The 15,247-nt window shown below is 65.3% G+C and carries 10 protein-coding genes; 7 read left to right on the forward strand and 3 right to left on the reverse strand.

Annotation, left to right across the window (positions count from 1 at the left end; translation table 11 throughout):
• The first annotated feature begins 5 nt into the window (after positions 1-5).
• From AC06FB_RS04325 to AC06FB_RS04355, 7 genes are all read left to right on the forward strand, one after another.
• Complete coding sequence (locus AC06FB_RS04325; RefSeq protein WP_111186691.1) at positions 6-1,427, forward strand: FkbM family methyltransferase; 1,422 nt, start codon at positions 6-8, stop codon at positions 1,425-1,427.
• Complete coding sequence (locus AC06FB_RS04330) at positions 1,424-5,104, forward strand: glycosyltransferase (RefSeq protein ID WP_478053419.1); 3,681 nt, start codon at positions 1,424-1,426, stop codon at positions 5,102-5,104. The genes AC06FB_RS04325 and AC06FB_RS04330 overlap by 4 nt, the downstream gene beginning before the upstream one ends.
• Positions 5,101-6,135, forward strand: a complete 1,035-nt coding sequence (gmd, locus tag AC06FB_RS04335) for a GDP-mannose 4,6-dehydratase (RefSeq protein WP_053516980.1) — start codon at positions 5,101-5,103, stop codon at positions 6,133-6,135. Before AC06FB_RS04330 ends, gmd begins: the two co-directional genes overlap by 4 nt.
• The gene (locus AC06FB_RS04340; RefSeq protein WP_277381375.1) at positions 6,119-7,021 is read left to right on the forward strand and encodes a GDP-mannose 4,6-dehydratase; all 903 of its coding nucleotides are present in this window, start codon (positions 6,119-6,121) and stop codon (positions 7,019-7,021) included. The genes gmd and AC06FB_RS04340 overlap by 17 nt, the downstream gene beginning before the upstream one ends.
• Before the next feature lie 94 nt (positions 7,022-7,115).
• Positions 7,116-9,314 (forward strand): hypothetical protein, encoded by a 2,199-nt coding sequence (locus tag AC06FB_RS04345; RefSeq protein ID WP_065175351.1) that lies wholly within the window; start codon positions 7,116-7,118, stop codon positions 9,312-9,314.
• Between the two features lie 61 nt (positions 9,315-9,375).
• Complete coding sequence (locus tag AC06FB_RS04350; RefSeq protein ID WP_065182504.1) at positions 9,376-9,723, forward strand: EamA family transporter; 348 nt, start codon at positions 9,376-9,378, stop codon at positions 9,721-9,723.
• A 2-nt stretch (positions 9,724-9,725) separates the two neighbouring features.
• Positions 9,726-10,862 carry a glycosyltransferase family 4 protein gene (locus tag AC06FB_RS04355; RefSeq protein ID WP_478053420.1) on the forward strand — a complete coding sequence of 379 codons (1,137 nt, stop codon included), beginning with the start codon at positions 9,726-9,728 and terminating at the stop codon, positions 10,860-10,862.
• Positions 10,863-10,971: 109 nt separating this feature from the next.
• Here the strand turns inward: AC06FB_RS04355 and AC06FB_RS04360 are convergent, their stop codons facing one another.
• From AC06FB_RS04360 to AC06FB_RS04370, 3 genes are read right to left on the reverse strand one after another with little or no spacing between them, the layout of a single operon-like run.
• Positions 10,972-12,402, reverse strand: coding sequence for a UbiA family prenyltransferase (locus tag AC06FB_RS04360; RefSeq protein WP_197572361.1), 1,431 nt, complete (start codon positions 12,400-12,402; stop codon positions 10,972-10,974).
• Between the two features lie 3 nt (positions 12,403-12,405).
• Positions 12,406-13,815 (reverse strand): mannose-1-phosphate guanylyltransferase/mannose-6-phosphate isomerase, encoded by a 1,410-nt coding sequence (locus AC06FB_RS04365; RefSeq protein ID WP_065175349.1) that lies wholly within the window; start codon positions 13,813-13,815, stop codon positions 12,406-12,408.
• Between the two features lie 14 nt (positions 13,816-13,829).
• Positions 13,830-15,188, reverse strand: coding sequence for a phosphohexomutase domain-containing protein (locus AC06FB_RS04370; protein ID WP_053516973.1), 1,359 nt, complete (start codon positions 15,186-15,188; stop codon positions 13,830-13,832).
• Between the last annotated feature and the right edge of the window lie 59 nt (positions 15,189-15,247).

Below are 15,247 nucleotides of genomic sequence, written 5' to 3' on the forward strand. Positions count from 1 at the left end.
CAACCATGTCAAAGCTGATTTCCTACGCGCAGAATTTCGAAGACGTCATGCTCTGGCGCGCGCTGTCACATGTGGTCAATGGCTGCTATGTCGATGTGGGCGCACAGAGCCCCGATACCGACTCGGTAAGCCGGATGTTCTACGAGCATGGCTGGCGCGGTGTGCACGTGGAGCCCACGCCGCAGTATGCCAACCTGCTGCGCGATCGCCGGCCGGATGAGGTGGTGCTGCAGGTTGCCGTAAGCGATCAACCCGGGATACTGCAGTTCTTCAACATCGCCGATACCGGCCTGAGCACCACGGATCCGGCCATCGCTGCCGAACATCGGGAGGCGGGCTTCAACGTCTCCGACGTGCGTGTGCCGGCGCTGACGCTGGACACCGTGCTGGAGCAGGTGCCAGCCACCGACATCCACTGGTTGAAGGTCGACGTCGAGGGCGCCGAGGAACTGGTGCTGCGCGGCTGGCAGCGCGATACCCGCTTGCCCTGGCTGGTCGTGGTGGAAAGCACGCGTCCGCTGAGTTCGGAACAATCCCACCAGAGCTGGGAACCGATCCTGCTCGACAAGGGGTACCGGTTCGTCTATTTCGACGGCCTCAACCGGTTCTACGCCAGTGCGCAGCATCCCGAACTGGATGCGGCATTCGAGAGCGGACCCAATGTGTTCGATGATTTCAGTCTGAGTTCGGGCTCGCAGTTCTGCTCGCAGATCAACCTGGCCTATCACGAACTGCAGACGCTGGCGGATCGACGCGAGGTCGAACTGAACGAGCGGATCCAGGATCTGGACGCGGCACTGCAGCGGGCGCAGGAAGAATCCGCCGAGGCAACCGAGCACAACGCCCGGGCAATGGAAAGGCTGCGCAGCGAGCACGAGGGCGCGGTCCGTGCGATGGCAGTGGCCCAGCGGGAACTGGTGAGCAAGCATGAGCGTGAGCGCAGCCTGCTCGACAGGAAGGCGCTGGCCGAACTGCATGAGCTGACTGAGCAGGTCACCAAGGGCAAGCACGAGGCCCATCGCTGGTGGTTGGCGCATGAGCAGGTGCGCGCGCAGCTGGATGCGATCGAACGCAGCCGTTCGTGGCAGCTCACGCGGCCGTTCCGGGCCGTGCGCCGACGCCTGTCGTCCAGCGTGCTGGGCCGCATGAAACGTGCGCTGCGGCCGGCGGTCGTGCGCGCGCTGAAGGTCGCCATGGCCGCACCGTGGCTGCGACGCCTGGCCAAGCCCCTGGTTACGCGCATTCCCTTCCTTCACCAGCGCCTGCAGAAGATCGCCATCAGCGAACAGCTGTTCGAGATCGAGCGGGCGCGATTGGCTGCAATGGAGGGCAACGAGCACGAAGTCACTGTCGTCCATCTGGATCGACGGGCCCGGCGCGTGCTGGAAGACCTGAAGCGTTCAAGGAATGAAAGGGCTGCCCGATGAGAGTGCTGATTGATCTGCAGGGTGCACAGACCGAGAGCCGATTCCGGGGCATCGGGCGCTATTCGACCTCGCTGGCGCAAGCGATGGCCCGCAATGCGGGCGACCATGAGATCTGGGTGGCGGTCAACGGCACCTTCCCCGATGGCATCGGCGACATCCGCCAGGCCCTGGATGGCCTGGTCCCGCAGGAACGGATCCGTCAGTTCGATACCTTCAGCCGGGTAGGCTGGCCGAACGCCGCGGATGCGTGGCGGCGTGGTGCATCCGAGCTGATGTGGGAAGCGTTCCTGGATGGCCTCCAGCCCGACTTCATCCACGTATCCAGCCTGTTCGAAGGTTCCCAGGGCGGTGCGGTCGGCTCGATCGGCAAGTTGCCGGGCGTACGGGCGGCGACTGCGCTGACCCTTTATGACCTGATTCCGCTGCTCAATCCCGACGTCTATCTGGCATCGGACTGGGTCCGGTCCTGGTACATGGACAAGGTCGAGTCGCTCAAGCGCGCCGACCTGCTGCTGTCGATCTCCCAGCACGCGCGGCAGGAGGCATTGCAGGCGTTGGATATCGATCCGGCGCGTGTGGTCAACATCTCCTCGGCAATCTCGCCGCACTTCGTGCCGATGGCCATCGGCGAACGCGAGCAGACCCTGTTCCGCGAGCGCTTCGGCCTGCGTGGCCGCTACGTGATGTACAGCGGGGCAATGGAGCCGCGCAAGAATGCAGAGGGTCTGCTGCGGGCATTCTCCCTGATGGATCCGGCCGTACGTGCGTCGACGCAGCTGGTCATCGCCGGCAAAGTGTCCGAGCACGACCGCCGCAATTTCGATGTGCTGGCAGCGCAGCTCGGCGTGAGCAACCAGGTGGTGTTCACCGGCTATATCACCGACGAAGAGCTGATTGCGCTGTACAGCGCGACGGCGGCCTTCGTGTTCCCCTCGTTGCATGAAGGCTTTGGCCTGCCCGCGCTGGAGGCCATGTCCTGCGGAGCACCGACCATTGGCTCGGGCACGACCAGCATCCCCGAGGTGATCGGTCGTGAAGATGCGTTGTTCGATCCAACGGAGCCTGCTTCGATCGCCCGCTCCATGCAGAAGGTTCTGACCGACACCGCATTCGCCGATTCCCTGCGTGCCCATGCTCCCCGACAGGCGGCGAAGTTCTCGTGGGACAATTCGGCCAAGGCCGCGCTGCAGGCCATGGAAGCGGTCGCATCGCGTCGTGCGCCACGCGATCGCCGCTGGGTGGCCGCGTCGCCTGCACTCGACGCCGGCTACCGTACCCTGGTCCAGGCGGTGGGTGGGCTGGACGTCGGCTGCGAGCCGGAACCCTTCGAACTGCAGCAGGCGGCAGCGCTGATCTCCTCCGGAATGGCGGCCAACGAGGCGCTCGCACGCGGCGGTGAACTGCCCGCGTCGCTGTCCTGGCGCGTGGAAGGGCCATTCGACAGCAGCTACAGCCTGGCCCTGGTGAACCGTTGCCTCGCGGAAGCATTGGCCGACCGTGGCCACCACGTGGGTCTGCATTCGACCGAAGGCCCGGGTGATTTCGATCCGTCACCGCAGTTCCTTGCGCGCAATCCGCGCGTGGCGGCGCTGCATGCTGCCGTCGCCGCGATTCCGGTCGACCAGGCCGAGGTGACCAGCCGACTGTTGTATCCGCCACGGGTTGCCGATGCACGCGCAAGGATGAATCTGCTGCACGCCTATCCGTGGGAGGAGAGCGGTTTTCCGCAGGAGTGGGTCGAGGAGTTCAATGACAGCCTGCAGGGGATCTCCTGCGTTTCGCATCATGTCGAGAAGATCATGGTGGACAACGGCGTGTCGGTTCCCCTTGGCGTCTGCTGGAACGGCGTGGATCACTGGGAGCAGATTGTTGCCGATGCGACGTATCCCGTGCCGGGCAGGGGGTTCCGCTTCCTCCACGTGTCCTCGTGCTTCCCGCGCAAGGGCGTTGACGCGATGCTTCTGGCCTATGGCAAGGCGTTCAGCGCCGCCGACGATGTCAGCCTCGTCATCAAGACCTTCGCCAATCCGCACAATGAAGTGCATCGCTGGCTGGCTGACGCCCGCCGTGACAACCCCGATTATCCGGAGGTGCACATCATCGAGGAGGATGTGAGCGACGCCCAGCTCAAGCATCTGTACGCGAGCTGCAACGCGCTGCTGGCGCCGAGCCGGGCTGAAGGCTTTGGCCTGCCATTGGCCGAAGCGATGCTGGGCGGCCTGCCGGTGATCACCACCAACTGGGGGGGGCAGCTGGATTTCTGCAGCGAAGAAACCGCCTGGATGGTGGATTACCGCTTCGTCCCGGCGCAGACCCACTTCAATCTGCGCAATTCGGTCTGGGCCGAACCCGATGTCGACGCGCTGGCCGCCGCAATGCGTGAGGTGCACGGCGCCGATCCGGCGCGTGTGCGGGACAAGGTCGAGGCCGCGCGGCGACTTCTGAAGTCGCGCTTCACGTGGTCCGATGCCGCGCGGAGACTGGAGCAGGACGTACGCGCGTTCGCGGCGCAGCCGACGCTGCCCGATGCGCGCATCGGCTGGATCACGACCTGGAATACGCGCTGCGGCGTGGCCAGTTACGCCAGCTATCTCGTGGAGAGCGGCGGAACACCGGTGGCGATCCTGGCGGCCGAGGCCGATGACCGCACGTTCCGCGATGGGCCAGAGGTTGTCCGCTGCTGGCGGCAGGGCGAAGGCGACATGCTTGAGCGGCTGGAACAGCAGATCGAGCGTCTGAAGCTGGACACGCTGATCATCCAGTTCCAGTACGGCTTCTTTGACTTCCCCGCTTTCTCGGCCTTCCTTGAGCGGCAGCAGGCGGCCGGCAGGGGCCTGATCGTGATGATGCATGCAACCGTTGATGCCGCGGAGAATCCGCGCAAGCGGCTGCGCGACCTGGGGCCGGCACTGGCCGGCTGCGATCGCGTGCTGGTGCACTCCATACACGACCTCAACCGTCTCAAGGACATCGGCGTGGAGCGCAACACCGCGATGTTCCCGCACGGCATCCTGGAACCGGCTGAGCCGGCGGCGGCAAACACGGGTGCACGGCTGCGCGTCGTTTCCTACGGATTCTTCCTGCCGCACAAGGGGTTGCTGGAACTGATCGACGCTGTTGCGTTGATGGTCGCCCAGGGCGTGGACGTCGAACTGGCGATGATCAATGCCGAATATCCAGTGGATGTCTCGCGGCAGCAGATCGACCAGGCGGTGGCGCGCGTCGTGCAGCACGGCCTGCAGTCGCGTGTGCGGATGGTGACCCGTTTCCTGCGTGACCAGGAGAGCATGCAGGAGCTGGTGCAGGCCGATGTGGTGGTGTTCCCATACCAGGGCACCGGCGAATCCTCCAGCGCGGCAGTCCGCTACGGGCTGGCCTCAGGCCGCCCGGTGGCCGTCACGCCGCTGGCGATCTTCGACAACGTCGGCGACGTCGTTCACCGTCTGCCCGGGACCTCCCCGGCCGATCTTGCGGCCGGTCTGCGGCAACTGCTGCGTGCCAGCCGTGACGGCGATCCAGTGTTGGCCGAAGTGCAGCAGCGTGCCGCACAATGGCGCGCCGAACACCGGTATCCTGCGCTGGCCCGCCGTCTGGACTCCATGGCTCGACAGATCCTCCGCACGCGTCGGCAGGTTCTGGCTGCAAATACACTCAATCATCAGGACGAGAAGCAATGAAGAAGGCAATCATCACAGGCATCACGGGTCAGGACGGCGCCTATCTCACCCAGCTGCTGCTGGAGAAGGGCTATGAAGTGCACGGCACCTACCGCCGCACCAGCTCGGTCAATTTCTGGCGCCTGGATGAGCTGGGCGTGACCAACCACCCGAACCTGCACCTGGTGGAGTACGACCTGACCGACCTCGGCACGTCGCTGGCGATGGTGCAGAAGATCCAGCCGGACGAGATCTACAACCTGGCCGCACAGAGCTTCGTCGGCGTCAGCTTCGACCAGCCGACCACCACCGCGCAGATCACCGGCGTGGGTGCACTGAACCTGCTGGAAGCGATCCGCCTGGTCAATCCGAAGATCCGCTTCTACCAGGCGTCGACCTCGGAAATGTTCGGCAAGGTGCAGGCCGTGCCGCAGGTGGAGGACACCCCGTTCTACCCGCGCAGCCCGTACGGCGTGGCCAAGCTCTACGCGCACTGGATCACCGTCAACTACCGCGAGAGCTACGACATCTTCGGTTCCAGCGGCATCCTGTTCAACCACGAAAGCCCGCTGCGCGGGCGCGAGTTCGTGACCCGCAAGATCACCGACTCGGTTGCCAAGATCAAGCTGGGCCAGCTGGACGTCCTGGAACTGGGCAACCTGGACGCCAAGCGTGACTGGGGCTTCGCCAAGGAATACGTGGAAGGCATGTGGCGCATGCTGCAGGCCGAGCAGCCGGACACCTTCGTGCTGGCCACCAACCGTACCGAGACCGTGCGCGACTTCGTGGCGATGGCGTTCAAGGGCGCCGGCATCGATGTCGAGTTCAAGGGCAAGGACGTGGACGAAGTCGCGGTGGACACCGCCACCGGCAAGACCGTGATGCGCATCAATCCGAAGTTCCACCGCCCGGCCGAAGTCGATCTGCTGATCGGCAACCCGGAAAAGGCCGAGCGCATCCTTGGCTGGAAGCCGCAGACCAGCCTGGAACAGCTGTGCCAGATGATGGTCGAGGCTGACCTCAAGAGGAACGAGCGTGGCTTCTCGTTCTGAGTTGTCAGGCCAGCGCGTGCTGGTCACGGGGGCGTCCGGGTTCACCGGGCGCTACGTGATCGAGCGCCTGCGTGCTGCCGGTTGCGATGTGCATGATCTGCATTCCGGCGACACCTCAACATCGGTCAATCTGCTCGACCGTGCTGCGCTCAAGCAGCACGTCGCCAGAGTGCGTCCGCAGCGCGTGGTCCATCTGGCTGCGATCTCGTTCGTCGCCCACGGTGATGCCGACGAGATCTACCGGGTCAACGTGGTGGGTACGCGCAATCTGCTGGAAGCGCTGGCGTCTCTGGACGAGGCGCCGAGCAATGTACTGCTGGCCAGCAGTGCCAATGTCTACGGCAACGCGTCCGGCGTGCTCGACGAGCAGGCGCCGCTTTCGCCGCAGAACGACTACGCGGTCAGCAAGATGGCGATGGAGGCCATGGCGGCGCTGTGGATCGATCAGCTTCCGCTGACCCTGGTGCGTCCATTCAACTACACCGGCGTGGGCCAGGACGAGAAGTTCCTGATCCCGAAGATCGTGGCGCACTTCCGCCGCGGTGCCGATGTGATCGAGCTGGGCAACACCGATGTCTCGCGCGATTTCAATGACGTGCGGGGCGTGGCCGCTGCCTACGAAGGCCTGCTGGCACTGCCGGGCAATGGCCAGACCTACAACGTCTGCTCCGGCCAGGAGCATTCGCTGCATGAGGTCATCGAACGCATGCGTGGCATCTCTGGCCGTGACATCGAAGTGAAAGTGAATCCCGCCTTCGTCCGCGCCAACGAGGTCAAGTCGCTGCGTGGTGACAACGGCAAGCTGCGGGCCGCGGTCGGGTCATTGCCGGACTTCGATCTGGGCGAGACGCTTCGTTGGATGTACCAGGCCCGCGCGGAGGCCTGAAAGAGCGCGGGGTCCGCTTCGGCGGATCCCGCCTTCAGTGCAGGGAGAACACGCAGTGCATTATGTCTGGCAACTGATTGCGCCGGTATTGGCGATGTGTCTTGCTGTCATCGGCAGCTCGACCCTGCTGGCCGTCGCCGGCATCCGCGTGAGCCCGCATCTGCGGCGGATCGGGCCGGTCCAGGCGTTGCTGCTTGCGAGCGTGTGCGTACTGGCCCTGCTGATGAATGCCAATGCGTGGCTGCCCGGCTACGTGGTGTTTCCCTGTTTCCTGATCAGCGGGGCCGTGGGAGCCCTCGTGGCGCTTCGCCGTGGCTTCGCCGATCCGCTCGCCCATGCGTCGATCTGGGCGTTCACCATCAGTCTGCTTGCGGGCGTTCTGCTGGTCGCATGGTGGAATCTCATGTTCGCTTCCCGGCATCTGTGGATGCTTGAAGGCACCAACCATGATCTGGTGTTCTTCTACGGCGGTGCCAAATGGGCCATGCAACACCCGCTCTGGGTCGAGCAGGCCACGGTGGCCCGCGAGTGGGCGCTGGGGCAATGCGGTCAGGGCATGCAGTTCATCGGCAACGGCTGCATCGTGCAGCGCAATGGGGCGTACAGCCTGTTGGCACTGGCGTCCAGCTTCGTGCCGGAGGCAGGCCCGAACCAGGTGCGGGCGATGATCGGCACCGCCGCACTGTTCCCGGTGCTCGGCATGCTGCCCTCGATGGCAGGCCGCTTCGGCGGCGCGCGTCGCTGGCCGCGGGGAACCGCGGTGGCCTTCCTGCTGGCGGTGCTGTGCATGCTGGGTACCGGCATGATGCTTGCGGTGGTCAACGAGAACATCGGTACGGCAATGGCGGGCGCCCTGCTGATGATGATCGTGCTGTGGGCACTTACGCCGATGCAGTCGCTGGGTGCAAAGTGGATCATGCTGGGTGCAGCTGCGGGCTGTACCGGCATGGCATACGGCGAAGCGGCGGTGCATGCGTGCATGATCGTGGCCCTGGCCGTACTGGTGACGGCCATGTGGCTGCGTTCCTGGCGGGTGTTCCTGCTGGGCGGCCTGCTGGCGATGCTGGCCTGCGCGATCGTCCTCAACCGGATGCTGCCCGAGCTGATGGCATCCTATGCCCAGGTCAGTGGCATCGTCGCGCAGTCGTCGTGGCCCAGCTGGTACATCCGGCAGCCCTTCTGGGGTTGGTGGCTGTCGGCTCCCTTCGCCGGCCTGTTGATGACCGGCGAACCTGCCGTGAATCCGGAAGCCATCATGCTCGGGCTGGTGCTGATGGCGTCCACTGCATGGCTTTCCATCCGGGAAGGACGCTGGCGGTTCTTCGTCGGCTTGCTGGCAGCCAGCATGGTGCTGGTTGCCTATGTGCAGAGCCATGGCTATCAGTACGGCGAGCACAAGCTGGTGCAGGTGCTCGGGCCGGCATGGGTGGCGCTGTTGAGCTGGCTTCTGCTGCGCCATGCGCGCCGTCGCGGCCGCACAGGTGTGGTACTGCTGCTGATGGCGACGCTGGGGGCGCTGTCGGCGGCCTACGCCGTGCGTTCGCGATCGATCCTGGTCTCGCATGTGCCTTCGGGTATCACCCATGCCCTCTCGGAAGCGATCAGGCTGCCGCAGAAGGGAGATGAGGTTGTCATCGACACGTCCGGGGTCAACGGGCCGGAGCGCTACGTCAAGCAGGACTTTGCTGTGCTGGAGCTGCATCGGCGCGGGGTGCGCGCGCGCATTGCCGACCGTGGCGACGCTCCGGTGGGGTACAGCGATGCCCTGTTCAATGACAGCCTGCGCGGTGCCGAATCACCCGATTGGCTGCTGGTACTCAGGCAGCCCGGGACGGGCCCAGCGCTGCCGCCGGGTACTGCCCCGCTCCTGGAAGATCCCACATTCGCATTGTTCTCGCTGCAGTCCGGTCAGTTGCCGCTGGCCCAGGCGGGTACGGGCTGGCACACCTGCGAACAGGATCACTGCTGGACCCGCGGCGCCTTCAGCCTTGAAACCTTCGTGCCCAAAGGATGTGCGGGCGCACGACTGCAGGTTGATCTGGATCTGCTGCAGCCACCCGCCGAGGGACGTATCCATGTGACCGTCAACGGTGTGGAAGCAGCAACCGTCGACGGGCACCAGGGCGAGGTCAGTTTGTCGCTGGCCGGCGGCAGCTCGGTGGTCGTCCTCGCGCCGGATTGGCCGGTTGCGTCGCCGCAGGCGTTGGGTCTATCAACCGATCCCCGGCCTCTGTTCGCCAACGTGTCCCACGCCCGCATCAGCTGCGGCGTGCCTGCCGAGCCGGCAGAATGACGGTCTTCGCAATCATCCATCGAACAGCGTCGGGCCACGGCCACGGCGCGAGAGGTCTCCCATGCAACTCCTGATCGTCTTCGGCCTGGTCATCCTCGGCGCCTGTGGAACCGTCCTGCTGAAGGTCGGGGCAGGGCGTGTCACCTATTCCGACGGCATCCTGCCGATGCTGACGTCCGCGTTCAACCTGCCACTGGTGACCGGCTTCATCCTGCAGATGATCCCGCTGGTGTCGTGGGTGGTGCTGCTCAAGTACATGCCACTGACCAAGCTGCAGCCGATGATCGCCCTGACCTACGTAGTGACACCGGTGCTTGCCGTGCTGTTCCTGGGCGAGCACATCGGTCCACTGCGGATGGCCGGCATCGGCCTGATCGTGCTGGGCGTGGTCCTGGTGAGCGCGAGCTGAGCATGAAGATCCTGATCGTCCTGACCTACTACACGCCCTACATGAGCGGGGTGACTGAATTCGCGCGGATGCTCGCCGAGGACCTGTCCCATCGCCACGAGGTCACCGTGCTCACCACCCAGCACGATGCATCCCTGCCGGTGGAAGAGACCATCAACGGCGTGCGCGTGGTGCGCGCACCGGTGTTCGCCCGCATGCACAAAGGCGTCCTGAGCTGGAAGTTCATCACCTGGTTCCGCCGACTGGCGCGGCAGCATGATGTGGTCAACCTGCATATGCCGATGCTGGAATCGGGCCTGCTGTCATTGCTGGTCCCCGCCCGCAAGCTGGTGGTGAACTACCAGTGCGACATGGCCGTGGTCGGTGGACTGCTGGACCGGCTGGCGGTGAACGTGACCCGTGTGTCCTGCTGGCTGGCCACGCGGCGCGCCCGTGATGTCGGGGTGCTCACCCACGATTACGCCAGCTCCTCGGCCTGGCTGTCCGGCATCCGCCACAAGCAGCATGAAGTGCTGGCACCGATGAAGGCGATGCCCTGGCAGGATCGCCCGGCGAGCACCGACGGGGTGTTCCGCTTTGGTTTCGTGGGCCGCTTCGTCGCCGAGAAAGGCCTGCCTGTCCTGCTGGACGCCTTCAGCCAGGTCCATGCCCTGCATGGCGACCGTGTCCGCCTGGTGCTGGTCGGCGATACCCACAACATCGCCGGCGGCGGCATCATGGATGCCATCCACGGCAGCATCGCCGCGCTGGGGGATGCGGTGGACGTGCGCGGTCGCGTCAGCGAACAGGAACTGCAGGCGTTCTATGCGCAGCTCGATGTGCTGGTACTGCCCAGCGTCAACCGCTATGAAGCGTTCGGCATGGTGCAGCTGGAGGCGATGCTCAGTGGTTCACGGGTGATCGCGTCGAACCTGCCGGGCGTGCGCACCATCGTGCAGAACACCGGCAATGGCGAAGTGGTGCCGGTCGGTGATGCACCGGCACTGGCGGCAGCGATGCTGCGCCTGATGGCCAGCCGCGATGCGGCAAGCCGTGCCGAGGTACGCGCACAGGCACTGCAGGCCTATCCGCTGCGGCGCTTCTACGACCTGCAGGAAGCCATGCTGCTGGATCGTACCGGGTCCGAGCGTCCGGCCTGATCCCACCTGGCCGGGTTGCCAGCGCTGCCTGCGGGCAGCGCTGGCACCGTCATTCCCCGCGCTCGAATGACGGGCTGCGCGCCGGTGGCGCAGCCGTGATGTGCCTGAGTCAGATCGCCGCCAGTACCGACAGGCCACCCACCAGCACCGTGATCAGGCTGCCGGGATCCTTCACTGCGAACACGACCGGGTCGTCGTGCATCTGTCCACGGTGGGCCAGCAGCCAGGTGCGGCAGATCCAGTAGAGCAGGACCGGGCACAGCAGCCACAGGAACAGCGGATGCCCGTAGAGCTCCTGGCTTTCCGGCGCGTTGATGTACAGGCACAGCACCAGTACCGACGCCATGCCCGACGCGGTACCCAGGGCCTGTACCAGTCCCAGGTCCTCGACGTGGTAGCCACGCCCGCTGGGCTTCTCCTTGCCGCTGGCCAGCGTCATGCGCAGTTCGGTGTAGCGCTTGAGCATGGCCAGGCTGAGGAAGATGAACATCGAGAAGGTCAGCAGCCAGAACGAAAGCGTGACGTCGATTGCCGCGGCACCGCCGACGATGCGGATGGTGTAGAGCGCGGCCAGCATCACCACATCGATCATCACCACCTGCTTCATCCGCAGGGAATAGGCCAGGGTGAGGCAGAAATAGATGGCCAGTACCAGCAGGAATGCAGGGGCGACAATGGCCGCCAGCAGGAAGCCGGCCAGGGTCAGTACCGGCGTGGCCAGCAGCCCCGAACGCAGATCCAGCCGGCCACAGGCGAACGGGCGCTTGCGCTTGCGCGGATGCTGCCGGTCCGAGTCGAGGTCCAGCAGATCATTGAACAGATACACGCCGGATGCGCACAGCCCGAAGGCGATGAACGCCAGCACCGCGTTGAGCGTGGTCTCCAGCTCCAGGAAACGATGACTCGCCAGCAATGGCACGAATACCAGCACGTTCTTCAGCCACTGGTGGACACGCATCGCCTTGAGCCAGGCGCGTGGGCCGCCGCCTTCGCGGGGCCAGTGGGCGGCAAGCTCCGAACAGTGCGCCGCAGCGCGGGCGACACCGGCACTGGCGTTGACCACCCAGGCCGAATGCGCGTGCTTCCAGATGGCCAGATCGACCCGCGCGTTGCCCATGTAGTCGAAACCGCGCTCGCCGAACTGCTCCACCAGCAGATCGGCCTTGCGATGGCCGGCAAGATTGGTGTGTCCATCGCTGCAGAACACGTCGTCGAACACGCCCAGATGGCGCGCGATCGGCTCCACCAGTGCGGCGTCCGATGCCGTGCACAGGACCCGCCTGCGATCACTGCTGGTCCGCAGCAGTTCGACCACGCGCGGGTCGTACGGCAGCAGTGCCGGATCGCCGGCACCGTGCACTGCCAGCTGGTGCTTCAGGTGCGCCTTGCCACGCAGCAGCCAGAACGGCAGCACGAACAGCATCCAGGGCTGCCGTGCCAGCATCCTCAGGAAGGTCTCGTACAACAGGTCACTGCGCAGCAGGGTGCCGTCCAGATCAACACACAACGGCCTCGAACGGCCGGCACCCGAAGCACTCACCGATCAGCCTCCCGCGCGGCCGTACTGGTCTTCGAAACGAACGATATCGTCCTCGCCCAGGTAGCTGCCCGACTGCACTTCGATCAACTCCAGCGGCAGCTTGCCCGGGTTCTTCAGGCGATGGGTGACGCCCAGCGGGATGTACGTGCTCTGGTTTTCCGACAGCAGGATGACCTCGTCGCCCCGGGTCACCTCGGCCGTGCCGCTGACCACGATCCAGTGCTCGGCGCGGTGGTGATGCATCTGCAGGCTGAGGGTCGCGCCAGGCTTGACGGTGATGCGCTTGACCTGGAAGCGGTCGCCGTTGTCGATGGAATCGTAGGCGCCCCACGGACGGTACACCTTGCGGTGCGCGGCAGCTTCACTGCGGCCCTCACGCTTGATCCGGCCGACAATCTCCTTGACGTCCTGCACGCGGTCCTTGTGGCCGACGAACACGGCGTCGTCGGTCTCCACGACCACCACGTCCTGCAGGCCGACCATCGCGATCAGGCGGTTGCCATAGGCATAGCTGTCCTTGCAGTCCAGGGCGATGACATCGCCATGGCAGGCGTTGCCGTCGGCATCCTTGTCGGACACTTCCCACAATGCCGACCACGAGCCGACGTCATTCCATTCCGCGTCGAGCGGTACCACGGCGGCATCGGCGGTCTTTTCCATCACCGCGTAGTCGATCGAGTCGTTCGGGCTGGCAGCGAAGGCCTCGGCGTCGAGGCGGATGAAGTCGTTGTCGCGTGCGGCCTTGTCGAGCGCATTGCGGCAGGCGGCGAGGATCGCCGGCTGCAGCGTCTCCAGTTCCTTCAGGTAGCGCGAGGCCTTGAACAGGAACATGCCGCTGTTCCAGAAGTACTCGCCGGATGCCACGTACTGTTCGGCGGTAGCCAGGTCGGGCTTCTCGACGAAGCGGTCGACGGCACGCACGCCTTCACCCGTGGCGGCCTTGATGTAGCCGTAGCCGGTCTCCGGCGCCGTCGGCACGATGCCGAAGGTGACCAGCTTGCCGGATTCGGCCGCGACGGCGGCCTGCTTGACCGCGGCATGGAACGCCGCCTCGTTGCGGACCACGTGGTCCGACGGCAGCACCAGCAGCAGCGCGTCATCGCCGGCCGACAGTGCCTGCAGCGCGGCGATGGCGATCGCCGGCGCGGTGTTGCGGCCGACCGGCTCGAGGATCAGCGCCTGCGGCAGCACCTTGCATTCGCGCAGCTGCTCGGCCGCCATGAAACGGTGTTCCTGGTTGGCGACCACGATCGGTGCCGCGCCGGCAATCGACGCAACGCGCTTCCAGGTCGCCTGCAGCATCGTGTCGTTGCCGACCAGCGGCAGGAACTGCTTCGGATACGCTTCGCGCGACAGCGGCCACAGACGCGTGCCAGAGCCGCCGGAAAGAATGACGGGAACGATGGGATTCATGGTGCGTCCTTCGGTTAATGGTTTGCCGGCGTGCCGCCGATCAGGGCGGTCAGCTCGGCGATGCGTTCGCGCAGCAGGGCGTCATCGCCACGGGTTTCGATGTTCAGGCGCAGCAGCGGCTCGGTGTTGGAGCTGCGCAGGTTGAAGCGCCAGTCGGCGAAATCCGCACTGACGCCATCGGTATGGTCCAGTACCGGCTGCTGTTGCTGGAAATGCGCCAGCACGCGCGCCACGGTCGCCTTGGCATCGTCAACACGGAAGTTGATCTCGCCGCTGCACGGATAGGCCTTCATGCGATCGGCCACCAGCTCGCCCAGTGACTTGCCGGTCGTGGAAACCAGCTGCGCGATCAGCAGCCACGGGATCATGCCCGAGTCGCAGTAGGCGAACTCGCGGAAGTAATGGTGGGCGCTCATCTCGCCGCCGTAGATGGCATCTTCGGCACGCATGCGCTCCTTGATGAACGCATGCCCGGTCTTGCTCATGATCGGCACGCCGCCGGCCTGCTCGACCATTTCCACGGTGTTCCAGGTCAGGCGCGGGTCGTGGATGATCTTGCCGCCCGCCTGGCGGGCCAGCAGTGCCGTCGCCAGCAGCCCGACCAGGTAGTAGCCCTCGATGAAGTTGCCGTCGGCGTCGAAGAAGAAGCAGCGATCGAAATCGCCGTCCCAGGCGATGCCGAAATCGGCACCGTGCGCGCGCACGGCATCGCGCGTTGCCGCACGGTTCTCCGGCAGCAGCGGATTGGGGATGCCATTCGGGAAACTGCCATCGGCCTCGTGCTGGATGCGGATGAACTCGAACGGCAGGTGCGGCGCCAGTTCGTCGATCACCAGGCCAGCGCCACCGTTGCCGGGGTTGGTGACGATCTTCAGCGGCTTCAGGCCGGCCACGTCGACGTAGCCCAGCAGGTGCTGGATGTAGGCGGACTTGTCGGTGTCCTGGCGGACCTCGCCCTGGCCGGTTCCCAGCGGCGCCTCCGAGGCGGCGAAGTCGCGGATGTCGAACAGGCCGGTATCGCCGCTGATCGGCTTGGACTCCTCGCGCACCAGCTTCATCCCGTTGTAGTCCATCGGGTTGTGGCTGGCGGTGACCATGATGCCGCCGGCGGCCTTGCGGTGGAAGGTCTGGAAATAGACCTCCTCGGTACCGCACATGCCGATGTCGATGACATCGCGGCCGCTGGCGGTCAGGCCTTCGATGGCGGCCTGCAGGAGGGCGGGGCTGCTCAGGCGGATATCGTGTCCCACCACCACCGGTCCCGGGCCCAGCAACGCGGCAGTGCCGGCGCCGATGCGGCGGGCAAGGCGTTCATCCAGTTCATCCGGAACGCGGCCACGGATGTCATAGGCCTTGAAACACGGGAGCGTCATCAATGCAGTCCTTACACGGGTTGACCCCGGATTATAGCGACAGGCACTGCAAGGACGGG

The sequence above is a fragment of the Stenotrophomonas sp. Steno-C15 genome (assembly GCF_056393265.1).